This is a genomic window from Corynebacterium sp. HMSC078H07, assembly GCF_001812805.1.
In the GTDB taxonomy this organism is placed as follows: Bacteria; Actinomycetota; Actinomycetes; order Mycobacteriales; family Mycobacteriaceae; genus Corynebacterium.
Genome location: NZ_KV810463.1, coordinates 44,225 through 66,145, shown reverse-complemented (window position 1 = coordinate 66,145; position 21,921 = coordinate 44,225). Strand labels below are relative to the sequence as shown.

24 protein-coding genes are annotated in these 21,921 nt (G+C 63.0%); 7 read left to right on the top strand and 17 right to left on the bottom strand.

Going from position 1 to position 21,921, the window contains the following annotated elements:
* Positions 1 to 76 precede the first annotated feature (76 nt).
* The gene (locus HMPREF2875_RS04055; protein ID WP_070670547.1) at positions 77 to 2,176 is read left to right on the top strand and encodes a PhoX family protein; all 2,100 of its coding nucleotides are present in this window, start codon (positions 77 to 79) and stop codon (positions 2,174 to 2,176) included.
* 59 nt (positions 2,177 to 2,235) lie between these two features.
* Here HMPREF2875_RS04055 and HMPREF2875_RS04050 read toward each other — a convergent pair whose 3' ends face one another.
* From HMPREF2875_RS04050 to dacB, 13 genes are read right to left on the bottom strand one after another with little or no spacing between them, the layout of a single operon-like run.
* The gene (locus tag HMPREF2875_RS04050; protein WP_070670544.1) at positions 2,236 to 3,183 is read right to left on the bottom strand and encodes a 2-dehydropantoate 2-reductase; all 948 of its coding nucleotides are present in this window, start codon (positions 3,181 to 3,183) and stop codon (positions 2,236 to 2,238) included.
* A gap of 39 nt (positions 3,184 to 3,222) precedes the next feature.
* Positions 3,223 to 3,996 (bottom strand): pantoate--beta-alanine ligase, encoded by a 774-nt coding sequence (locus HMPREF2875_RS04045; protein ID WP_256389681.1) that lies wholly within the window; start codon positions 3,994 to 3,996, stop codon positions 3,223 to 3,225.
* Complete coding sequence (locus tag HMPREF2875_RS04040; RefSeq protein ID WP_083311845.1) at positions 3,978 to 4,655, bottom strand: Rossmann-fold NAD(P)-binding domain-containing protein; 678 nt, start codon at positions 4,653 to 4,655, stop codon at positions 3,978 to 3,980. Before HMPREF2875_RS04040 ends, HMPREF2875_RS04045 begins: the two co-directional genes overlap by 19 nt.
* Positions 4,656 to 5,900 (bottom strand): DUF4229 domain-containing protein, encoded by a 1,245-nt coding sequence (locus tag HMPREF2875_RS04035; protein ID WP_070670541.1) that lies wholly within the window; start codon positions 5,898 to 5,900, stop codon positions 4,656 to 4,658. It abuts the gene before it with no gap.
* A gap of 5 nt (positions 5,901 to 5,905) precedes the next feature.
* On the bottom strand, positions 5,906 to 6,379 hold the full coding sequence (locus tag HMPREF2875_RS04030; protein ID WP_070670538.1) for a DUF3180 domain-containing protein: 474 nt from the start codon (positions 6,377 to 6,379) through the stop codon (positions 5,906 to 5,908).
* Entirely contained in the window at positions 6,379 to 6,852 is a 474-nt protein-coding gene (folK, locus tag HMPREF2875_RS04025) for a 2-amino-4-hydroxy-6-hydroxymethyldihydropteridine diphosphokinase (RefSeq protein WP_070670535.1), read from the bottom strand. Before folK ends, HMPREF2875_RS04030 begins: the two co-directional genes overlap by 1 nt.
* Positions 6,852 to 7,223 carry a dihydroneopterin aldolase gene (gene folB, locus HMPREF2875_RS04020; RefSeq protein WP_070670532.1) on the bottom strand — a complete coding sequence of 124 codons (372 nt, stop codon included), beginning with the start codon at positions 7,221 to 7,223 and terminating at the stop codon, positions 6,852 to 6,854. Before folB ends, folK begins: the two co-directional genes overlap by 1 nt.
* A 3-nt stretch (positions 7,224 to 7,226) precedes the next feature.
* Complete coding sequence (folP, locus tag HMPREF2875_RS04015) at positions 7,227 to 8,156, bottom strand: dihydropteroate synthase (RefSeq protein WP_070670530.1); 930 nt, start codon at positions 8,154 to 8,156, stop codon at positions 7,227 to 7,229.
* A gap of 6 nt (positions 8,157 to 8,162) precedes the next feature.
* Entirely contained in the window at positions 8,163 to 8,753 is a 591-nt protein-coding gene (folE, locus tag HMPREF2875_RS04010; RefSeq protein ID WP_039676634.1) for a GTP cyclohydrolase I FolE, read from the bottom strand.
* Positions 8,743 to 11,157, bottom strand: a complete 2,415-nt coding sequence (gene ftsH / locus HMPREF2875_RS04005) for an ATP-dependent zinc metalloprotease FtsH (protein WP_070670527.1) — start codon at positions 11,155 to 11,157, stop codon at positions 8,743 to 8,745. The genes folE and ftsH overlap by 11 nt, the downstream gene beginning before the upstream one ends.
* Before the next feature lie 48 nt (positions 11,158 to 11,205).
* Entirely contained in the window at positions 11,206 to 11,793 is a 588-nt protein-coding gene (gene hpt, locus HMPREF2875_RS04000) for a hypoxanthine phosphoribosyltransferase (protein WP_039676638.1), read from the bottom strand.
* On the bottom strand, positions 11,777 to 12,736 hold the full coding sequence (gene tilS, locus HMPREF2875_RS03995; protein WP_070670524.1) for a tRNA lysidine(34) synthetase TilS: 960 nt from the start codon (positions 12,734 to 12,736) through the stop codon (positions 11,777 to 11,779). Before tilS ends, hpt begins: the two co-directional genes overlap by 17 nt.
* Positions 12,726 to 14,012, bottom strand: a complete 1,287-nt coding sequence (gene dacB, locus HMPREF2875_RS03990; RefSeq protein ID WP_070670522.1) for a D-alanyl-D-alanine carboxypeptidase/D-alanyl-D-alanine endopeptidase — start codon at positions 14,010 to 14,012, stop codon at positions 12,726 to 12,728. Before dacB ends, tilS begins: the two co-directional genes overlap by 11 nt.
* A 69-nt stretch (positions 14,013 to 14,081) precedes the next feature.
* On the opposite strand from dacB, the gene HMPREF2875_RS03985 reads away from it, so the two are divergent.
* Positions 14,082 to 14,555 (top strand): inorganic diphosphatase, encoded by a 474-nt coding sequence (locus HMPREF2875_RS03985; protein ID WP_039676644.1) that lies wholly within the window; start codon positions 14,082 to 14,084, stop codon positions 14,553 to 14,555.
* A gap of 474 nt (positions 14,556 to 15,029) precedes the next feature.
* Positions 15,030 to 15,584 (top strand): endonuclease domain-containing protein, encoded by a 555-nt coding sequence (locus HMPREF2875_RS03980; protein WP_246817024.1) that lies wholly within the window; start codon positions 15,030 to 15,032, stop codon positions 15,582 to 15,584.
* Between the two features lie 15 nt (positions 15,585 to 15,599).
* On the opposite strand, the gene HMPREF2875_RS03975 is transcribed toward HMPREF2875_RS03980, so the two are convergent.
* Genes HMPREF2875_RS03975 through HMPREF2875_RS03965 form a run of 3 tightly spaced genes read right to left on the bottom strand, consistent with a single transcriptional unit; the run spans position 15,600 to position 18,612 of the window.
* Complete coding sequence (locus HMPREF2875_RS03975) at positions 15,600 to 16,532, bottom strand: S41 family peptidase (RefSeq protein WP_070670516.1); 933 nt, start codon at positions 16,530 to 16,532, stop codon at positions 15,600 to 15,602.
* Entirely contained in the window at positions 16,529 to 17,929 is a 1,401-nt protein-coding gene (locus tag HMPREF2875_RS03970) for an FtsX-like permease family protein (RefSeq protein ID WP_042532379.1), read from the bottom strand. Before HMPREF2875_RS03970 ends, HMPREF2875_RS03975 begins: the two co-directional genes overlap by 4 nt.
* Positions 17,926 to 18,612, bottom strand: coding sequence for an ABC transporter ATP-binding protein (locus tag HMPREF2875_RS03965; protein WP_070522705.1), 687 nt, complete (start codon positions 18,610 to 18,612; stop codon positions 17,926 to 17,928). The genes HMPREF2875_RS03970 and HMPREF2875_RS03965 overlap by 4 nt, the downstream gene beginning before the upstream one ends.
* Before the next feature lie 110 nt (positions 18,613 to 18,722).
* Between HMPREF2875_RS03965 and HMPREF2875_RS03960 the strand changes: the two genes are divergently transcribed.
* Entirely contained in the window at positions 18,723 to 19,412 is a 690-nt protein-coding gene (locus HMPREF2875_RS03960) for a sensor histidine kinase (protein ID WP_070522701.1), read from the top strand.
* Positions 19,413 to 19,416: 4 nt separating this feature from the next.
* The gene (locus tag HMPREF2875_RS03955; RefSeq protein WP_039676654.1) at positions 19,417 to 20,073 is read left to right on the top strand and encodes a LuxR C-terminal-related transcriptional regulator; all 657 of its coding nucleotides are present in this window, start codon (positions 19,417 to 19,419) and stop codon (positions 20,071 to 20,073) included.
* A 135-nt stretch (positions 20,074 to 20,208) separates the two neighbouring features.
* Here HMPREF2875_RS03955 and HMPREF2875_RS03950 read toward each other — a convergent pair whose 3' ends face one another.
* Complete coding sequence (locus HMPREF2875_RS03950) at positions 20,209 to 21,021, bottom strand: endonuclease domain-containing protein (RefSeq protein WP_070670513.1); 813 nt, start codon at positions 21,019 to 21,021, stop codon at positions 20,209 to 20,211.
* Positions 21,022 to 21,114: 93 nt separating this feature from the next.
* Here HMPREF2875_RS03950 and HMPREF2875_RS03945 point away from each other — a divergent pair, with 93 nt between their 5' ends.
* Both HMPREF2875_RS03945 and HMPREF2875_RS03940 read left to right on the top strand, forming a co-directional pair.
* Entirely contained in the window at positions 21,115 to 21,414 is a 300-nt protein-coding gene (locus HMPREF2875_RS03945) for a rhodanese-like domain-containing protein (protein ID WP_070670510.1), read from the top strand.
* Positions 21,415 to 21,564: 150 nt separating this feature from the next.
* Positions 21,565 to 21,894, top strand: coding sequence for a type II toxin-antitoxin system HicB family antitoxin (locus tag HMPREF2875_RS03940; protein ID WP_070670507.1), 330 nt, complete (start codon positions 21,565 to 21,567; stop codon positions 21,892 to 21,894).
* The last annotated feature ends 27 nt before the right edge of the window (positions 21,895 to 21,921 follow it).

Sequence of the window (21,921 nt, the reverse complement as noted above, 5' to 3'; positions counted from 1 at the left end):
CTTAACAGGATTAACTCAGAGGGTCCGATACGACATCTCTGCGATTCTCAATTACTACGATCTCAGGAGCACTCCCATGGCACTTCACGGCCGCAACCTCTTGACTAACATGTTCACTTCTTCTCGTTCCTCCCTTACCTGCACCTACAAGTGCGGTAACGCCTGCTTCGGCGAGTGCGAGAACACCTCTGATAACCCGTACTTCGGTGACCAGTTCTCCCGTCGTACCGCTCTGCGCGCCGGCGGCTTGGCTGTCGTCGCCGTCGGCGGCTCCTCCGCCCTGGCTGCGTGTGCCGCTCCGGGTGAGGAAGACTCTGCTGCTGGCAGCAGCGCCGCTGGCAAGACCTCCGAAGTCAAGGAATCGGAAATTGAGCTGACCTCCGCTGAGGGCATGCACTTCGAGAAGGTCGAGCCGAACACCAAGGATGAAGTTGTTATCCCGAAGGGCTATGAGCAGTCCGTTCTCATCGCCTGGGGCGACCCGGTCATCGAAGGCGCTCCGGAGTTCGACGTCAACAACCAGACCGCCGAGGCTGCTGAGAAGCAGTTCGGCTTCAACAATGACTTCGCAGGCCTCATCGAGCACCCGGATGACAAGAACCGCCTCATCTACATGTGCTCCCACGAGTACACCACCGAGCCGATGATGTTCCCGGACTACGATCCGGAGAACCCGACCGAAGAGCAGGTCAAGATTGGTTGGGCTGGCCACGGCCACACCATCCTCGAGGTCTCCAAGGTGGGCGACACCGGTGAGCTCAAGCGCGAATTCGGTCCGCTCAACCGCCGTATCACCGCCACCACCCCGTTCACCCTGGTTGGTCCGGCAAAGGGCTCTGACTTTGTCAAGACTTCTGCTGACCAGAAGGGCGAGAAGGTCCTCGGTACCCTCAACAACTGCTCCGGTGGCGTGACCCCGTGGAACACCATGCTGTCCGGCGAGGAGAACTTCGACCAGTACTTCGCTGGTGGCGACGTCAAGGATGAGAAGGCTGCAAAGTCCCTCAAGCGTTTCGGCATCAAGGAAGGCCCGTCCGATCGTAAGTGGGAGAAGTACGATGACCGCTTCGACGTCACCAAGGAGCCGAACGAGCCGAACCGCTTCGGCTGGCTGGTAGAGATCGACCCGCTCGATCCGGAATCCACCCCGGTTAAGCACACCGCAGTGGGCCGCTACAAGCACGAGGCCGGCAACATCCACATCACCAAGGACGGCACCGTGGTGTGCTACTCCGGTGATGACTCTCGCTTCGAGTACATCTACAAGTTCGTCTCCTCCAAGAAGTACAAGGAAGGCGACCTCAAGCACAACATGTCCATTCTGGACCACGGCACCCTCTACGTGGCCAAGATGGAAGGTAACTCCCCAGAGAAGGAAATCGACGGTTCCGGTGTCCTGCCGGAGGACGGCGCTTTCGACGGTTCCGGCGAGTGGGTCAAGCTGCTGACCTCTGACACCGAGAACAACAAGTTCGAGTCCCACGTTGATGGCATGTCCGCTGAGGAAGTTGCCATCTTCACCCGTGAGGCTGCTGACAAGGTCGGCGCTACCAAGATGGACCGCCCGGAGGACGTGGAGATCAGCCCGGCCAACGACAAGGTCTACGTTGCTCTGACCAACAACAAGTACCGCGGTGCTACCGGCGAAAACGCCAAGAAGAACCAGGAAGACCCGATGGAGTACGCTCCGGTCAAGGAAAACAAGAACGGCCTCGTCATGGAGATCGAGGACGACCACGCTGGTGAGAAGTTCACCTGGAACCTCCTGTTGGTCTGTGGTGACCCGAAGGAAGCCAACACCTACTTCGGTGGCTTCGATAAGGAGAAGGTCTCCCCGATTTCCTGCCCGGATAACCTGGCCTTCGATAGCCACGGCAACCTGTGGATTTCCACCGACGGCAACGCCCTGGATTCCAACGACGGTCTGTACGCCGTGACTGTCGACGGTGACACTCGCGGCGAGCTGAAGTGCTTCCTCACCGTTCCGGCTGGCGCGGAGACCTGTGGCCCGATTGTTGATGATGACCGCGTGATGGTCAACGTTCAGCACCCGGGTGAAGCCGATGACGCCACCTTCGACAAGGCCACCTCCCACTGGCCTGACGGTGGCAACTCCACCCCGCGTCCGGCCGTGGTTGTGGTCTGGAAGAAGGACGGCAAGATCGGTTCTAAGTAAAGAACCTCCTCGGTGAGTAGCTCACCCCGAGCTACTCACCACCACCTGTTGCGTTCGCCTTAGGACGAGCGCAGCTGGGCTTCGAGCACATCCTGCGCGAAGTCCCACAATGGGGTCTTGACCCCAGCCTTGGCGCCCATGCGTCGGATTGCTCCGACCTGGGCGTCAAGTTCGTTTGGTAGACCTTCTTTGATGTCGCGCTGCATCGAGGACGTATTGTCCGGGTGCTGCTGGCGGGCAAATTCCATGGTCTGTTCCACCACATTGTCGGGCAGGTCCACGCCCATGCCTCGCCCAGCCGCTTCGACTTCCTTCATGAAGGCCTCGAGCTGGCCGGGGATTTCCTGGCAAAGGTAACCAATTGGTTTGTCCACCAAGGCGCCTAAGGCACCGGTGGAGGTGACAAACATGGCTTTCGACCAGACGTCGACAAGCGCGGCGTCGTGGAACTTGCTGGAGGCACCCGCCTCCTTGAGAGCGGCCGCCAGCTCCTCACCCGTACGGCGCAGGGACTCCGGCGCATCGGCTCTCAGCGGACCGAAAGCCAGGGATAAGGGCCCCGGATTGCGCTTGATCTGAGCCGGCCCCAGGCGGGTGGCATAGACGCGAGCAACACCGGCGAGGATGTTTTCTTCCCCGAATTCCTCGGCCGCTAAATATGGAATCTCTACTGAATTGTGCGTGGTCACGACCGGAACGCCTTGCAGCGCCTCGCGGTCCTCGGCACTACCGAAGGTCTCATTACCCGGCAAGGCCTTGGAGGCAATAATCGCCACATCCAAGCCACCCAGAAGCTCTTTGACCTCAGCAAAGGATTGCGCAGCCGGGACCTGAATAACCTCGGTCGTGGTGGGCTCGGAGTGCGCATCGATCAGCGTCACGCCCGTCTCCCCCAGCACCTTTAGAGTCTCACCCCGTGCCACAAAGGCGACGTCGTGGCCCGCTGCTTTCAGTTTTCCGCCAAAGTATCCGCCGATCGCGCCGGCTCCCAAAATGCCAATCTTCATGCCTCCAACCTAGCCGGTTGTAACGCACACCACAGGTTTTTATCCGCGCTGCTCCAGATTGCGGAAACCAATTCCCAGCGGCACGCCGGCGTTATCGATGAGCCGCACGCCACCAATGGTGGCTGCGATAAAGAGGCGGGCATCGCCCTCTGCGGGGGCCTCACCCAGGTCGCGCCCGCGCAGCTCCACGTATTCCGGCTCGACGCCTGCGGCGGCCAACACTTCACGTGCCACGCGGACGACTTCCTCAGCCCCCGACTCCGCCGCGTACGCACCGGCGGTGAGTGCCGCTGACAAGGCGCCGGCTTGCTCACGTGCTTCGGGTGCCACGTCAGCGTTGCGTAGGCTCATCACCACTCCATCCGGCATGCGCACCGAGGGCACGCCCTGCACACGCGCCCCGATGTGAAGGTCCGTAAAAGCTTGTTGGGTAGCCACGAGCAGCTCGTAGTCCTTCTCCCCCATGAACACATCGCTGGGACCCAAAGCACAGGTCAGCGCCACAATGCGGGTCAACTCCGCGCTCACGTCTTCCATACCGTGATCGGGCGCGAAGATCCGCGTGCGCTGGCTCTGCTTGCCATAGCGCCACACCACGTCGACGCCGTCGAGGGCGGTGATGTCAGTGTCGTCGTCAACGGCGACGACAACCACGTTTCCGCGCACGCGCTGTGCTGCCTGCACTAAGGCAAGGTGCCCGGCGTGAATATCGCGGCCCAGCGGTACGAGCACCACGCGCTTGCCCGTCTTGCGGTAGGCGCTGCCCACCATGCGGATGCGCTCAATGTCCTCCACTAGGAGTTGTTCGGCCACGGCGCTTCCTTTCTTACTGCCCACAGTTCCAGTTCTTCAATCTTCTCCTGCTCGCCCACCATCCGAGCAACGTCGCGGTAGTTGCGCGCCATGCCGAGCTCCACCGCGGCGGGATAGGCCGCGATGATGTCATCGGCGTCGAGGTCGAAGGAGCTGCCCATAAAATCTTCGATAATCTCCGCTTTTATCGACGCCCACGCGGTGAGTGCAGCGAGCATTTCCGCGTAGTACAACCGCGCGGCTCGCTCGGCACGTTGTGCCTCAGTCACCGTTTCTGCGGTCTGGTGAATCTCTGAGAGCAACAGACTAATGACGGTCTCCGCTACCTCATCGGGTGAGCTCACCGCGTAGGAGTCACCCATTGGCGCTGCGGCAATCGTCACGCAGCCCTGCGTCTCCAGCTCATCAAGGGCTTCCACCCCAGCCAGCAATGAGGTGTGGATGACGATCTGTCTCGGGCGCACGTGCGGGGCCACATCCCCCACAGCGGCCTCCAGCTCCCTCGCCGTCGCGGCCATAATGAGCGTATCGAAGCGGTCAAGCTGGGCGGGGTCCTCGAGGCGTTCGATGGTGTGGCCGGCTAACTCCAGACGACGAGCGAAGTTGATACCAGCCCGGGAGTTACCCCACACCGCCACCCGCATGCGTGGTGCCTGCATCTACTTCTTGTCGTCCTTGTTCCGCTGTTCCTTCCCGCGCTTGCTGCGCGCCATGAGCTCAGCCACGGAGACCGCGCCCTCGCGGTGTTCATCACTGCGGCGGCGGCCGCGAGTGTCCTCTGCCCGCGCTGCCTGCTGCGCGCTGCCTGCCTCCGGCTTGCGGTGACGGTGGTGCGGCTGCGCGGAGCCAGCATCCTCCTTGACGTGCTGCGCACCTGCAGCACCCTGGTTCCACTGCACGGCTTGGAAGCTATCGGTCTTGAACTCCGGCTGCTGCTGCGTCGTCGTCTCAGTCGACGGACCATCTGCTGCGCGCTTAACCGATTGAGCGGACTGCGCAGGCTTCGGTGCTTGCGCAGATCGCGTCGGTTGCGGCGTCTGCGTCGGCTGCGCGGGCTGGTCCTCTCGGCGCGGCTCGCCCATCGGGCGGAATGCCGGGGCCTGGCCCTGCGAGGAGCGCGGCTCGCCAAACGGTGCCGGTCGTGTTCCCTGCTCCTGCGAGCGCTGCGGCTGTTGCTGCGAGCGCTGCGGCTGTTGCTGACCAGTTGGCTGCTCCGCCGGCCGTGCCTTCGGCGTACTAGTCGGCTTGGCCACGGGTTTCTCCGCAATCAGGTTATCCAGCGGGTTGCTCACGGGATGGGTGGGCTGGGTGCCGAGGCGGCCCGCGACGGCGTCGGCAGTCGGGGCACCGCCAGACTTCTGGGTGAAGTTCACGGAGTTGGCATCGCCGCGCTCATCCACGCCGGCGCTGCCGGCCTTGCGCTCCAGCTCCTGGATGCGGCGAGCCTCCGCATATAGGGCTGCGGGTTCGTAGACCCATTCGCGGCCCGAGATCTCCTCAATCTGGGAGCGGATGGCTTCCAGCTCAGAACGGATCTCTGCGAGCACCTCGCTGTTGTCCGCTGTAGATGCGCCGGAGGCGGTCAGCGCAGACGCGGCATGGGCGCGCTCCACAGCAAGTAGCTCCTTGGCCTCTTGAGCCTGGCGGCGGTAGCGCACCACGAGGAAGAAGCCCAGCACCGCAGCCCACAAGGATGCCAGCAACGCAATTTTAAGGGCATTGGCCGAGCCTGAAATGAGCATGACCAGGCTGGCAATCACTGCCAAGATGACCAGGATGATAAGTCCGATGGAACCGGCGTCTGTCTTTGAGTCAGACGTGGTCTTAAACTCAGCCGCCGGCTGCGAAATCTGCGATGCGGCCGGCTCGTGCGGGGGCTCGGGAGAATGCTGCGGGCTCGTCATGTCCACTAACTTACCGCTTGTGCTCCGTCGGATGGAGGTGGAACCTCGCAGTGTCGCTCCAACACCACGCCGGCTACACTCATCGCTGCCCCACCCAGGGTGGAAGCAAGCACTCCGGCGAGGTCCCCGGAGGCGGCCACGAGCTCGCCGACGCGCGGCACGACGTACACGGCGATGCCGGCGTAGGCCCCGCCCACGATGGCGCCGGTCCATGCTGAGGCTTTGCCGACGAGCAGGAACTGCGCGATGGTCATGGGGTTGAGCTGCGAGTTGTCCAAACCGATTCCGTGCTCATCTTCCTTAGCACTGCGCACCTTGAGGGTAAGGACGCCGCACACCACCGCCATGGCCCACAGGGAAATCGATACCGTTGCTGGGATAGCCAGCATCGAGCCATAAAAGCGGGTGGTGAGGATAGCAGCCGCGGCGGCCACAAACAGGGCCGTTGCGACGAGCGCGCTTATCGACGTCCTCGTCATTACTCATTCACTTCCTTTACCGCCGCAACCTCCTCCTCGTCGAGGCCGGCGATGAGCTCGCGCACTGAGGTGCCGTTGAGCTCAGCATCTGGGTCCGCGGCCAACCACGGCACGAGCACGAAGGCGCGCTGGTGGGCATAAGGGTGCGGGAGGGTAAGTTTTGGGTCGTCGGAAGTCACGCCGTCTATCTGCACGATGTCCACGTCCAAAGTGCGCGGGCCCCAGTGCCGCACGCGGACACGCTCGGCAGCCTCCTCCAGCTTTTGCCCGCGGCGCAGCAGCTCCAGCGGAGTGCAGTCCACGTCCACGATGAGCACCGCGTTAAGGAAATCTCCCTGGTCTGTCACTCCCCACGGTGGGGTGGCATAGACCGGAGAGGCGGCGATGGTCTCATCGGCAAACTCGTCGAAGACGGTCTGGAGGAGCGCGCGGCGGTCTTCCATATTGGAGCCGATGGACAGGACTGCGCGCATTAGCCTGCCATCCTCTTCCGGGAGCGGCGGGCTACAACGGCCACGTCGGCGAAGGTGCGTGGGATGGGTGCCTTCGGCTTGTGGATGGTCACCTCGATGGCGTGAAGAATCTCGAAGCGCTCCATTGCAGTCTCGGCGACCTCCGCGGCCACTGTCTCGATGAGATCGCGGGACGGACCTTCGACGATGCCCGCGGCGACGTCGGCAAGCTCGGCGTAATTCACCGTACGGCTTAAGTCGTCCTCGATTCCCGCGGTGTCTAACCAACAGGTGACATCCACGATGAAAGGCTGCCCCGTCTTCTTCTCTTCCTCGAAGACGCCGTGATAGCCAAAGCATTCCAGGCCCGTAAGTTCGATGCGATCCGCCATGTTTTAAGCCCTTCCCAAAGAAGTCGAGACCACCGTGCCGCCGTCAGCGCCGTTGGCATAGCTGCCGGAGGCATGCACGCCGCCCATATACGCCGCACCCGAATTCCAGGCAGCAGCCACGTCCACGGCATCGCGCGAAACGTCCACCTCGTGCACGCGCACGCCCCACGCACCCATCTGCGCCGAAATGGCCGTCACGGCGGCGGTGGCAGGGTCCGCGAGCAGCGGGCTGGACTCGGCCCCACGGTCCTCCCGGATGGCGGCGAGGAAACGCTTGCGGGAGGCGCCCACGAGCAGCGGGAACTCTCCCTGAAGGAACTCCGGCAGGGCCTTGAGCAGTGCCCAGTTATCCTGCGGGGACTTGGCAAAGCCTAGGCCCGGGTCAACAACGATGTTGTCGTGGCTAACGCCGGCGGCCAGTGCGGAATCCGCCAACGCTGCCAAAGAATCGTGCACATCGCGCACCACATCCCCGCCGTGGTCAGCCACACCGGCGGCGCTGCCGAACTGGACGGTGCGCCAGTGCATCAGACACACCGGCAGACCTGTGGCAGCCATGGTGCGATACATGTCCGGGTCGGCAGCGCCGCCAGAAACGTCATTGATCATATCGACGCCGGCCTCGGCCGCCGCTGCGGCTACCGACGCCCGCATCGTATCCACCGAGGTCTTAATCCCCTCTTCGTGCAGCGCCTTGATGACGGGCACGACGCGGCGCTCTTCCTCTTCGGCAGCCACACGCACAGCACCGGGGCGGGTGGACTCACCACCGACATCGATCATGTCCGCGCCCGCTTCCACGAGGTGGCGGGCGTGGGCAAGGGCATCATCCACCTTGATCCAGCGCCCACCGTCGGAGAAGGAATCCTCCGTGACATTGAGGATTCCCATGACCAACGTGCGGCCGGGGACGGTGAGGTTGCTGACTGCCATAGGGGGTTAGCTCCTAATCAGGCTCATGACCTCCGCACGGGAGGCCGCGTTCTTCTTGAAACCGCCGCGCACCGCGGACGTCGTCGTAGTCGCGCCCGGTTTGCGGATGCCGCGCATGGCCATGCACAGGTGCTCGCACTCGATGACCACGATGACGGACTGGGCGTGGAGAACCTCCACCAGCGCATCGGCGATCTGGCTGGTCAGGCGTTCCTGCACCTGCGGACGCTTGGCGTACATATCCGCCAGGCGTGCCAGCTTGGACAAGCCGGTGACGTGTCCATCAGGGCCCGGGATGTAGCCGATGTGCGCCGTGCCATAGAAGGGCACGAGGTGGTGCTCGCACGTGGAGTAAATGGGGATATCGCGCACGAGGACGAGCTCTTGGTGCTCCTCGGCGAAGGTTTTGTGGAGGACCTCCGTGGGGTCTTCGTGCAGCCCGGCGAAGACCTCCGCATAGGCACGAGCCACGCGCGCTGGGGTCTCGCGCAGGCCCTCGCGGTCGGGGTCCTCGCCCACGGCGATGAGCAGCTCGCGCACGGCGGCTTCTGCGCGCTCATGATCGAATTCGCGCTGCGCCGGGATGTTATCGCTCATTGTTTTGGCCGTCCTTGTACGGGTTGTTGCGGTGGTCCTGCTCGCCCCAGCCGGGTGCGCCCCAGCCGTGGTTTCCATGACCGTCATGACTGCTGTGACTGTCATGGCTGTCCGGCTTGGCGTGGCGTCCACGGCGCTCTGCCTTACGCTGCGGATCCGGGGCATCCGTTACGCGCGGGATTTCCTGGGTCTCATCGTGGCTGAGGTCTCCCTGGGCGTTGCGCAGTTCCTGTTCCGGCACCTCCTGCTCGTGGCCGGTCGCATCGGTGACGGGCTTAGCTTCAGACTCACCGAAGAAGGTATTACCCTGGTCAGGGTCCACCACGTCACCGGCATGCTGTCCAAAGCTGAAGCCGATTTCTTGCTCAGTAGCGGTGGGCTCGGCCTGCCCCTTTTCCTGGGCGGCGAGGCGGCGCTCGCGGGCGGCCCGGGAGGCGTCGAGAAGCGTCATGCGCTTCGGCAGCTCCTCACCGCGCTCCTTGGCCAGTTCTACCGGGGTCTTCACCGGCTCGCGGTCGGCTTGGCGTGGGAAGCGGTCGTCCTCATTCGGGAAAACATCGAAGGCCTCGCGCGGCTCGATGCCCTCGAAGATGCCCTCGAGGTCCGGGCGGCGCAGGGTCTCCTTCTCCAGGAGCATCTCCGCCAGGGTGTCGAGGTAATCGCGGTGCTCAGACAAGATGTCATAAGCCTGCTGGTGCGCGCTGTTAAGGAGGTAGGCCATCTGCTCATCAATCTTGGCGGCAATGGCATCGGAGTACTCGATGCTCCCGCCGCCACCCATCTGGCTGAAGGGATCGCCCTGCTCCTTGCCGTACTTGACGGTGCCCAAATCCGGGGAGAAGCCGTACTCGGTAAGCATGGACCGCGCGATCTTGGTGGCATGCTCGATATCGGAGGACGCACCGGTGGTCGGTGCACCGAAGACCAGCTCCTCAGCGGCACGGCCGCCCATGGCAAAGACGAGGCGTGCGAAGAGTTCATCGCGGGTATACATGCCCTTGTCGTCTTCCTGCGCGGTCATGGCGTGGCCGCCGGTACGGCCGCGGGCCAGGATGGTGACCTTGTAGACGCGCTCAATGTCCTTGAGCGCCCACGCGGCCAGCGTGTGGCCGCCCTCGTGGTAGGCGGTGACCTTCTTTTCATGCTCGGAAATGATCTTGCCTTGGCGGCGCGGGCCGCCGACGACGCGGTCAGTGGCCTCTTCCAGTGCGTCATAGGTAATGACGTTGCCGCCGATGCGGGCGGTGAGCAGGGCGGCCTCGTTGAGCACGTTGGCCAGGTCGGCGCCGGACATGCCGGCGGTGCGCTTGGCCAGCTGTGCCACATCCACTTCCTTGGCCAGCGGCTTGTCCTTGGCATGCACGCGCAGAATCTGCTCGCGGCCGGCCAGGTCCGGGTTGGTGACCGGGATTTGACGGTCGAAGCGGCCCGGGCGTAGCAGCGCCGGGTCCAGGATGTCGGGACGGTTGGTCGCGGCGATGAGGATAACGCCCTCGCGGTCACCGAAGCCGTCCATCTCCACGAGGAGCTGGTTGAGGGTCTGCTCGCGCTCATCGTGGCCACCGCCGGTACCGGAGCCGCGCTGGCGGCCCACGGCATCAATCTCATCAACGAAGATGATGCACGGGCTATTTTCCTTGGCCTGCTTGAACAGGTCGCGCACGCGGGAGGCACCAACGCCGACGAACATCTCCACGAAGTCGGAGCCAGAAATGGAGTAGAAGGGCACACCGGCCTCGCCCGCGACCGCGCGGGCCAAAAGAGTCTTACCGGTACCCGGCGGGCCGTAGAGCAGCACGCCGCGCGGAATCTTCGCGCCGAGGGCATGGTAGCGCTCCGGATCATCGAGGAAGTCCTTGATTTCCTGCAGCTCATCCACTGCCTCGTCCGCACCGGCCACATCCGCGAAGGTGTTGGTCGGCATATCCTTGGTCAGCTCCTTGGCCTTGGAGCCGCCAATGCCAAACATGCCGCCAGCACCCTGCTGCATGCGCGACATCATCCAGAACAACAGCGCGAAGAGCAGCAGCATCGGCAGCAGGAAGCTAATCATCGAGCCGATGAAGGAATCCTGCGTGACCTTCGTCTGGTACTTCTCAGCACCAGAGTCCTTAACCGCGTTAAAGACCTGCTCGGAGGCGCGCGCCGGGTACTTGGCAATGACCTCCTCGATGCCCTCCTGCTCTTCCACCGTCACTGGCTTCTTGAGCTTGAGACGCAGTTGCTGCTCACGGTCGTCGATTTGCGCTTCCTCGACGTTCTTGGAGGTCAGCTGCTCCATGGCCACCGAGGTGTCCACCTGCTTGAAGCTGCGGGCATCGTTGGTAAAGAACGTGAATGCGTACAGCAGGATGAGGACCAGGCCCGCGATGGAGCCGTAGCGGATGATGTTCTTGTTTTTCATTAACTACCTTGCACAATTGCGGCTTGAAGCGCCGGACAAGAATAAAGATTAATCGTTGCTGTAGACCGCCGGATGCAGCGTGCCTACGTAGGGCAGGTCACGGTAGCGCTCGGCAAAGTCCAGGCCATAGCCCACAACAAACTCGTTAGGAATATCGAAGCCTACATCGAACAGGTCAAGCTCTGCCTTGACCACCTCTGGCTTGCGCAACAGGGTAACTACCTCGAGGGATCGTGGCTGGCGGCCCTGCAGGTTACGGATAAGCCACGACAGGGTCAGGCCGGAATCAATGATGTCCTCCACGATGACCACATCGCGGCCCTCAATGTCGCGGTCCAAGTCCTTAAGAATGCGCACCACACCCGAGGAGGAAGCGGAGTTTCCATACGAGGACACGGCCATGAACTCCAGCTGGGAAGGAATAGTCAGCTTGCGGGCAAAATCGGTGAGGAAGAACACCGCACCTTTAAGCACGCACACGAGGATGAGGTCGTCTTCTGCGTTGCGGTATTTCTCCGAGACGCGATCCGCCATCTCCTGGATGCGCTCCTGGAGGGCATCTTCGGCGACGAGGACGGCTTGGATGTCTGTGCCGTAAGGGTGGGCGGGGACGTCTGAATCATGATTGTCGTGCACGTGAGCGCTCCTTTGCTGACCGAGGCAATAGTGACAGTGTGCCACCAACCCTCAAGACTTCCAACCTTGTGCCCACCTTTTCGCCCCTCACCGCGACACCTCCTTGACCGTGCCACTGTGTGCACAGCTTATCCACGCCACGAATAGCTTCCCGCGTGACCTCCACTCCCTGCTCGCGCAGCCAGGCGGCTAGGGCGCGGCGGCGCTTCGGTTCCGGGAGCGCGGCTAGCTCGGCGCAGTCGGCGGTGGGTGGGGTGAGGAGGGAGGCGTCGTCAAGCGCGGCGTCGTGGGCTGCCTGGGCCAGGGCCGGGACGGGGTCACCGCCCACGATGTACGCCAGGCGCGGGAGGATGTCGCGACGCAGGGCCACGCGGCGGAAGGTGGTGTCAGCGTTGTGGGGGTCGTGCCAGGCGTCGACGCCCAGCTCCGCGCAGGCGGCTTCAGTCTGGGCGCGGCGCACGTTGAGCAGCGGGCGCACCACGCGGGTGCCCTCCACCTCGGCGTGCTCGAGCATGCCCGAGAGTTTCCCGCGCAGGGCGCCCAGCAGCAGCGTTTCGGCCTGGTCATCGGCAGTATGCGCCACGGCCACCTCACCCCAGGGCGCGAAGGCACGGTAACGCGCGGTGCGGGCTTCGGCCTCCACAGAGCCCTGCTTGCCGACGTCCACCCGAATCACCTCCGCCCCCGCTCCCCACGCCCGAGCCTGGTCGGCTGCCCGGCGCGCCTGATCGGCCGAGCCTTCCTGCAAACCGTGGTCGATGCACAGGGCGGTGACGTCATGTCCTTCGGCGACGAGTGCTGCGGTCAGTGCGAGGGAATCCACGCCGCCGGACAGACCCACGGCGATGGTTCGGGGTTCCTCGCCCACCACGGCGCGGGCGGCCACGCGGCAGGCCAGGAAGTTGGGGCTGTGCCGCGGCCAAAAGGGCTTCTTAGAAGTCATGGAGTGCGGCGGCCAGGGCGTCTTGGGCTTTACGGGCGGACATGACCTCGCCGTCATTGACCAGGAAAGCAAAGGCGTAGACCCGGCCGGACGTTCCCTGCGCGGTGCCGGCGAGGGCGGAGGTTTCGGTCAGGGTTCCGGTCTTGGCGCGGACGAAGCCGCGGGCAGGGGACTCCGGGTAGCGCTGGTAGAGGGTACCTTCGCCGCCGGCGAGCGGGAGGTAGCCCAGAAGCGGGCGGAGATCCTCGCTGGCGACGGCTGTGTCCAAGATGTGGGCAAGTGCCTCGGCGGGGATGCGGTTATCGCGGGATAAGCCAGAACCGTCCTTGAGGGTGACGCCGCTAACGTCGATGCCGTTGTCTGCCAAGACGTCGAGGGTTGCTTCCGCGGCACCTTCGAAGCTGGCCTCGGCATTGTGATGGACGGCGAGCTCGCGGGCGATGGCTTCTGCCATGACGTTGTCGGAGTCCTTCACTGCCTGCTGGGCGCGCAGGGCCAGCGGCTCGGACTCGCTGGTGGCGATGACCTCGGCGCCCTCGGGCGCGGGAGCCATGTCGGCCTTATCCGTGCCCAAGCGCTGTGCGAGGGCGCGGGCAACGTCGAGAGCAGGTTCGTGGGAGCGCGGGACATCGCCCGTCTTCTCCCCCAAGCGGCCGCCGTAAAGCATGGCTGGCTGAATGGGCGCGACGAAGCCGCCGTCAATGTTGTCATCATCCCAGCCGGGGGCTTGGTCGGGGCCTTGCCAGACTGACGTGTCGATGGAGACGCGCGTGACGGTGCCCACGTGCTCCTTAACTTGATCCGCCAGCTCATCGAGGCGCTCGTCGGTCAGCCAGACGTCGCCTGCGGCTTTGATGACTACCTCGCCGTCCTGCTCACCTTTGACCACCTCGGTGGTGAGGCGTTCCTCCTCATCGAGAGCAAACGTGGCTGCGGCGACGGTGAGAACCTTCGTGGCTGAGGCCGGCGTCAGCGGCTTGGCTGGCTCTCGCTCCCACAGCACCTCGTGCGTCGTGGTATCGATGACCTGCGCACCAAATGTTCCGAGCGCCTTGTCTTTGCCCAGTTCATCCAGCCGAGCCTTGAGCGCTGCGGCGTCGATATCGCCGGGCTCAACGGGTTGGACTAAGGCTGCGGGCGCGGCCTGCGTATACGGCTCGCCGTGGTCCAGATGATCGTAGGTGCGCTGGATCTTCACACCCAACGCGGCCGTCGCCGCGACGGCTCCCGCCGTGACGAGGGCCGCAGTACTCCACCAGACATGCTTCGCTTTCATCGCCCTTTAGAGTAGCGCGGTAGACTAAGCGGAGCACATGCCAACCTAGTAACAATGGAGGAATCAGCTGTGAGCGTTGAAGTAACCATCGAGATCCCGAAGGGCTCCCGCAACAAGTACGAGGTGGACCACGAGTCCGGCAAGGTTTACCTGGACCGCTACCTGTTCACCCCGATGGCTTACCCGGCTGACTACGGCTTCATCGACCACACCCTCGGCGAGGACGGCGACCCGCTCGACGCACTCGTCATCCTCCCGGAACCGGTCTTCCCGGGCGTTGTCGTGGAAGCTCGCATCCTCGGCGTATTCAAGATGACCGACGAGGCCGGCGGCGACGACAAGCTGCTCGCCGTCATCGATGACCCGCGCTGGGAGCGCTACCAGGACATCAACGATGTGGAGCAGCACATCAAGGATGAAATCGAGCACTTCTTCGTCCACTACAAGGACCTGGAGCCGAACAAGGAAGTTACCGGCTCCGGCTGGGGCGACAAGGCTGAGGCGGAGAAGATCCTCGAAGAGGCTAAGGCTCGCTTTAAGTAATTCGCGTTTCTGGGGACGTTTCGATCAAATAGGGCCCAAAATCCGGGGGTTTGAGAGGCCTTAGTTGATCGAAACGTCCTTTTTCTTTGTCGCCGCGACAACTCCTCGTTCGTGACGTACGATTCGATCAAATAGGGGGCCGAAAACAGCGGTTTCTGGGGGCTTAATTGTTAGAAACGTACTCATCGGGGGCACATGGAGATTTTCGAGGGACGCGGGGGCACTCGCCGCGCGGCTAAGGGGCAAGCCATCAAGATCTGTCACGGTCTGTATTTATCTGCGGTGCCAACGCCGCGCCAACTCGCTGAAGTCGTCTCGCGGCGTTGGCCAGACTCAGCCTTGGACGGCTACTCCGCCGCCCAGCAGTATCTTGGCCAAGAACTGACTTTTCCGCTTCAGTTCCTGCGCGCAGGAACGATGGCATCGAGCACGTATTTTCGTAGCCGGCGGGCGCGGCCCAAAGCCTTGGGCAGCATGAACGGGGTAAACGTATGCAGTCCGTTGCAGTGCATTGAGTCCATGGCACACGAAGACGCTGTGGCTTTCATCGAGGCTTTCTTCGCCGGGGCACATGGGCCTGCGCGCATCGAGACCGAGCAGTTGGATTTTCGCCGACTTTCCAAGCACACGCGTGAGGTGCTGGAGAAGGCCATCGTGGGAGCGGACAGTAAGCCGGAGCGCGACCTGACGCGCGGTCTTGAGCCGCACGTTAAGGTGCGCAACAACCTAAAGATTGGCCCCTACCGCTGGGACCTAGTGCTGGAGGAGCACAAGGTGGCCATCGAGGTGGACGGTTACGCCTATCACAAAGGCGAGAACCGGCAGCGCTTCGAAATCGACCGCCAGAAGCTTAACGACGCCGTCCAGCGCGGCTACCAGCCCCTTCACTTCACCGCCGCCACGATTGAGCACCATCTCGACGTGGCCGTCCAGCAGGTTCTCGCGGTAATAAAAGGGCGGGGCAGTTTCGTGGCCCCGCCGTGGACATGGCACCACTATTGGCGCTGGGAGCGCGAGCGATGCGGCTAGGAAACCGCAGCGTGCTTAGGAGCCACAGCGGGAAGCGAGCCAAGAGTCGAGCTCGGATTCCGGGGCATCGGGAGCGATGGGGTCTTCGGCGAATTCCTCACCGGTGCGGGCCTTATCCTTGGCGGTGGTGAGCATGAGGGAGCGGCCATCCGGGTAGTCAATGACCATGTTGGCGGAGGCGTAGCCGGCGGTCGGCTCGCCGAAGGTGCGCACGTTGTCGAGGCCACGGAAAGCCAGGAGGGTGGCTTCGGCGGAGGAGGCGGTGTTGTCGTCAGTAAGCACGGCGACGGGAATGTTCAGCTTGCCGCCGGACGTGGTGGTGGGGGTGCCGCCACCGGTGACGGAGTTGCCGTCGATGGTGACGTCGGTAGTGCCCATGCGGCTAACGAAGGAGAGCGCGGTGCCGTCCGGCAGCAGCGGGCTGAGCCCCGCGTACATGGGCCCCATGTCACCGCCGCCGTTGCCGCGCAGGTCCACCACGGCAGCGCACGCCTCCGGGTGGGCAGTCAGGCCTTGGGCCAACGTGTCCGCGTAGGCCTGGCCGTCATTATGGCGGCCAATCGACGGCACGGTGGCGCGTAGGACACCGTCGTCGTAGTTGACGACGGGGGCGGTCTTCTCAATCTCCTTCTCCGACTCCGTACTAAAGACCTTGGAATGCTTGCCGCCTGCGGCGTCAATGGCGGCATCGAGGAGATCCGGGTTCGTGGGGTCCTCCTTAAAGGCCTCACGGGCGCGCTGGAATTCTTCGCTTTCGCCGTAAATGCCGGTGAAAGCTGCGGTGTCCACCATCGCGGTATTGATGCGCTTCTCGCTGGCGTTGAAGAGGAATACGGGTTTGCCCGCAAACACCCCGCCATAGGAGGGGCCGAAGAAGTACACGGCCGCGACCACGGCGATGAGAGCAACGACGAACAGGCCACCGAAGATTTTCAGTACCGTTTTCATTCTTTTCGCCGTCCCGTGCGCAACACGTAACCGCGGAGAGGCTCCACAATCACGATGGCAAGGAGCGTAACCAGCCAGCCCACTGCCAAGAAGCCGAAGGCCATGAGCAGGCGGGCGAGTACATTGACGTCGCTTGACTCGACGCTGGAGAAGAACATCAGCGAGGCAATCCCGCCGCCAAAGAGGAAGCCGAAGAAACTCAATCCCACGACGGGCCCCATGACCGCAAGCGCGCCGGACCGGAACTGGAAGCCACGCGGCACGCCCATGAGATCCAGGGAGCGGATGAGCTCCTTGTCCTCAAAAATGCCGGAGACCTGCCCCAGGATGATGGACATGGTGGTCAGCGTGAAGCCAAAGATGAGGGTCAACACGACACCGGTGGAGATGTCTTTGAACACCACGTTCGTTCCGGGGTCTTCCTTGAGCGACAGAGCCAGGGCATCGGAGCCCAAGGGCGCGGTAACGAGGAATCCCGCCAAGTAACCGAAGAAGCCGATGGCAGCACTCCGCCTCCACGCGGGGCGCGCATTACCCGCCACGCGCTGGCAGGCCACGAAGTGCGCGGTACCCGGGAAGAGGGACAAGATGTGCGCGCCGAGCTGCAGGATGAAGGGAGCGATGAGGTTGATGCTCATCAGCATGCCGAACATAACCACGATGACCATAGCGGTGGGCGGGCCCGCCTTGCCGAAGAGGAAAGCCCCGCCGACCGCCACGATGACAAGGAAGACGATGGCGCGCCACCAGCGGTAAGCCGCGGGCATCTGACGCTTAGCCACGCCCAGCGGGCTCACCCGCACCCGGCGCATGCCGACGAGTGCTGCACCGATGGCCAGCAGAAAGAGCACGCCGGCCACGGCCAGATAACCCCACCAGGGCAGCAGAATCTCAGGCAAAGAAATGGAGCGCATCTGGAAGTCCAGCTGGGTGAAGACCGGCGCGATGAGCTGGCTGATCAGCCCGCCGAGCACGATGCCAATGATGGCTTGCAGGCCCGTCTCCACGATGGCCATGCGCTCCACCTGGCGGGAGCTCAATCCCAACAGGCGCAGGGTGGCCAGGCGCTGCTCCCTGCCTGAGGCGCCGAGGACAGCGGCTTGGGCTGTGAGGTTAAACAGCGCCGGAAGAATGAAGGCGCAGGCCAACAGGGCCAGAGCAAACCACGAATACAGGAAGAACTCAATCTCGTTGCCGAAGGGCTCCTTGAGAGCCGGGGCGGCGTCCTCGACGTGCTGGGCGCGTTCCCAGAACATCCAGGTGCCACCCGCAACCAGGAAGGCGATGGCGGAACCAATGGTCAGGCTCACAATCGCCAGCACCGAGACAATTCCAGTACCGGAGCGCGCGCGTATCGATTCGCGCTGCAGGTCAAAGACCAAGGTTGCGGTGTTCATCGAATCACCCCAAGGCGGCGGTCGTCGTGGATGATGCCATCGCGAATCTCCACGCGGCGCTGCATCCAGTCGGCCACCTTCGGGTCGTGCGTGACCATGACCAGGCTCGCACCCGACTGGCGCACGATGGTGGTGAGCATCTGCATGACCTCATGGCCGGTGGACTGATCCAGCGCACCGGTCGGCTCGTCGGCGAAGACAACGCCCGGGTTCGCCACCAGCGCACGCGCGATGGTCACGCGCTGGGCCTGGCCACCGGAGACCTGCGCCGGGCGGCGGTCCGCCAGGCCGCCCAGGCCCAGCTGGTCCAACAGCTCCAACGCGCGCTTGCGGGCGGCACTCCGCCCCATACCGTTAAGCATGGCGGGCAGTGCCACGTTATCCACGTTGCTCAGCTCCGGCAGGAGCTGACCATCTTGGAAGACGAAGCCGAAGTTGCGAAGGCGGAGGCGGGAGCGGGGGGCGTCGGAAAGCGCGGAGAGCTCCTCGTCCCCGTAGCGCACGCTGCCGTGCGTGGGGGTGAGCACTCCGGACATGCAGTGCAGCAGCGTGGACTTGCCGGAGCCAGATGGCCCCATGACGGCCACGAGCTCGCCCGGTTCAATGTCGAGGGAGATTCCAGCGAGCACCGGGCCGCCGCCGAAATCCTTGGTGATGTCTGTCAGGGAAAGTGTCTTTGCCATGTCTCTCATTCCACCGTGAAGGGCCCGCAGAAAGAACAGCCCTAGCGTTACTCTTTACGGTAGTGCCAGCGCTACCCCTGCCATCGGTGGCGCCCGTTATGCTGTGAACCGTGTTCCGAAGAAAGCCCCAGACCACCCACGAACAGCAGCAAGCGGAGAAGATTGCGCAGCTCACGGCCTCGCGCCGCGCCATCGCAGATGCCTATGAGGTGGAGCGCGCCCGCATCGAGCGCGACTTGCACGACGGCGCGCAGCAATACCTCGTGGCTGCGAGTATGAAGCTGGGCGAGGCGCTTCTCGACGCCCCCTCTGACCTCACCGAGCTCCTCACCGCCGCCAAGCAGGACGTGGACCGCGGCCTGAATTCCCTGCGTACGACGGTGCACGGCATCCATCCACAGGTCCTGCAGGATCACGGTCTCGTTGCCGCGCTTGCCGACGTCTCCTCTTCCCACGGCCCCCACGTCAGCGTCTTCGCCCCGCATCCGCTGCCGGAGCTCTCCGCCTCGGTGCTGGCGTGTGGCTATTTCTTCGGTGCGGAGGCGTTGACCAACGCGGCGAAGTACGCGCCGGGCGCCCCGGTTTCTGTTTTGGTGACCGCGGATGCCTCATTAAAGATTGCGGTGGTGGATGAGGGCCCAGGCGGCGCACAGGTGGTACCCGGCCACGGCCTGTCAGGGATGGCCGAGCGACTTGCTGCCTTTGGCGGGGAGATGACGCTATCCTCGCCCCCGGGCGGCCCGACCAGGGTGGCGTGCTCGATTCCTCTTCTTCTCGATCGCGGACAGTCAGGAGTTTAGAAAAATGAGTTTGAGAATCGTAGTGGCGGATGACTCCGCCATTCTGCGCGAGGGCCTCGCCGGCCTTTTGGAGCGCCGCGGCCATTCAATTGTGGGCCAGGCAGATTCCGCCCCGTCGCTCGAAGCGGTGGTCGACTCTCTGCGCGATGAGCTGCCGGACATCGTCATCACGGACGTACGCATGCCGCCAGGTATGGGCGACGACGGTTTGAAGGCCGCCGTGAACTTAAGAAACGCCTACCCGGGCCTGCCCGTTATGGTGCTCTCCCAGTACGTAGCCCCCGCATACGCGGTCGAGCTCTTCGACTCCCCCGATGCCGGCACCGGCTACCTTTTAAAGGACCGCGTCTCTGAGGTGCGCGACTTCCTCTCCAGCTTGGACGTGGTGGCCCAGGGCGGCACCGTCATCGACCCCACCGTGGCGCAGGCTCTCATGAGCTCCGGGCGCAGCGGCTTGGGCGAGCTCACCCCGCGTGAGCGCGAGGTGCTTGAATTGATGTCCCGCGGCAAGTCCAACAAGGACATCGCCGCCGAGCTCGTCCTTTCTTCCGCCGCGGTGGCCAAGCACGTCTCCAATATCTTCACCAAGCTGCGTTTGGATCCCAGCGAGGATAACCGCCGCGTCAAGGCAATTTTGGAGTACCTCTCCGCGCACCGCTAAAGCCCGCGCCACGTTCTCACGCCGCCCACCCTACGTTCGCGCCACCCTGCCTACGTTCACGGCAAATAAGGCCCAAATTTTCGCAATTTTTCGCCCTTATCTACCGTGAACGACATCAAACTGCCGCAAGACACCTCACACAAAGAACCGGTGCCACATCCACGGCGGGTCCAGATACCGCTTTGTCCCTTGCGCCACCCCGCGCACCTGCTCCACCACCTTGTCGAGATGATGCTCAATTGTGGTCGCGGTGAAGTGGAGCGGCGTGTAACCGCGATGTACGGCGTCATTCAACTTCTGACGGTCAAGCTCGAATTGGCGGCGGTTCTCCCCTCGGTGATAGGCGTAGCCGTCGACTTCGATGGCAATCTTGTACTCCTCTAAAAGGAGATCCCACCGATAGGGCCCAATTTTGGCGTTGTTGCGCACCCTAAAGTAGGGCTCCAAGGCACGGGTAAGTGCCCGCTCAGGCACGCTATCCGCACCGATCACCGCTTTCTCCAACACCCGCCGAGTGTGCTGCGAGAACCGCCGAAAATCCATGGAGAGCAACTTCAGCCGTCCTTCGGCGTCCCTGCCCGCAAGGAACTTTTCGAGGAACATCACCGCATGTCGTTCTTCCATGGCTTCCACCGCCTGCAGCGGATTGCAGACGTTGATCCCGTCATAGGGGAATACCCCCTTGGGGCGGGCGCGGCGACAGACATAAAAGCGGGTGTCTTCCAGGCCTTTTTCGCGTATGAGCTGCAGCGGAAACCCAGGTTTCCGCTCAAGAAGCACCATCGCCGCGGAATATCCGTCCAACGCACTGTCTGGCCAATGCCGGCTGAGCACTTGCGCTAGCTCGTATGCCGTTGGTTCACGTGGCAGATACAGCCCCCGCGTAATTTTGATCGCCTCACCTTTTGCCGCTGCCGCCGAGCCAGCACGGCCGACAATCTCCTCCATATAACCCCCTCCGATTGAAAGCCCCACCCCCATACTGCTCACAGTAAAGTGCCCCCACCAGCCCTGCAACCGCACCCACGTAAGCTGGGGCGCATGCAGAACGTACAACCTACCGAAGTACCCGACAACGCCCAGCTTATCGACGTCCGCGAGGACTTTGAGTGGAACACCGAACACGCTCAAGGCGCAACCCACATCCCCATGGGCGAGCTCGTGGAACGACTCGACGAGATTGACCCGGACCGCGATATCTACGTCATCTGCCATGCGGGCGGGCGCAGCATGCAGGTCTGCCAGTACCTCGAACATGCGAAGGGCTGGGACGTCATCAACGTCGACGGCGGCACGGACGCGTGGAAAGCACAGGACTGCCCGATGGTTTACCCGAATTAGCACTCCCTTTTAGCTTGGTACCATATGCGGTACCATAAACTCGTGGTTTCCAAAACCGACAAAGCTTTAGCAAAGATGCGGACCTCGAGAAACAATGTCCGATTCTCCGAGCTGCAGCTCGTATGCGACTTCTATTTCTAGGAGTAAATCATGAACCTCGCCGACAAATACACCTATCAAACCGCCTGGTCCGAAGAGGATGGAGAATTCGTTGCCACAGTCCTAGAGTTTCCTTCCCTGTCATGGCTGGATACCACTGCAGCCACCGCAGAAGCCGAGTTGCGCAGCGTCGTCGAGGAAGCTCTCGAAGACATGCAACGCAACAACGAACGCATCCCCGAACCATTTGGACAGCGCAGCTTCTCAGGAAAGTTCAATCTTCGCATACCTCAGTCACTTCACCGAGACCTGACCATCGAAGCGGAACGCGAAGGGGTGTCCCTTAACACTCTCATTGTGCAGAAGTTGGCTTCCACATAAAACTAGTGGGACGCGACCCATGATTTA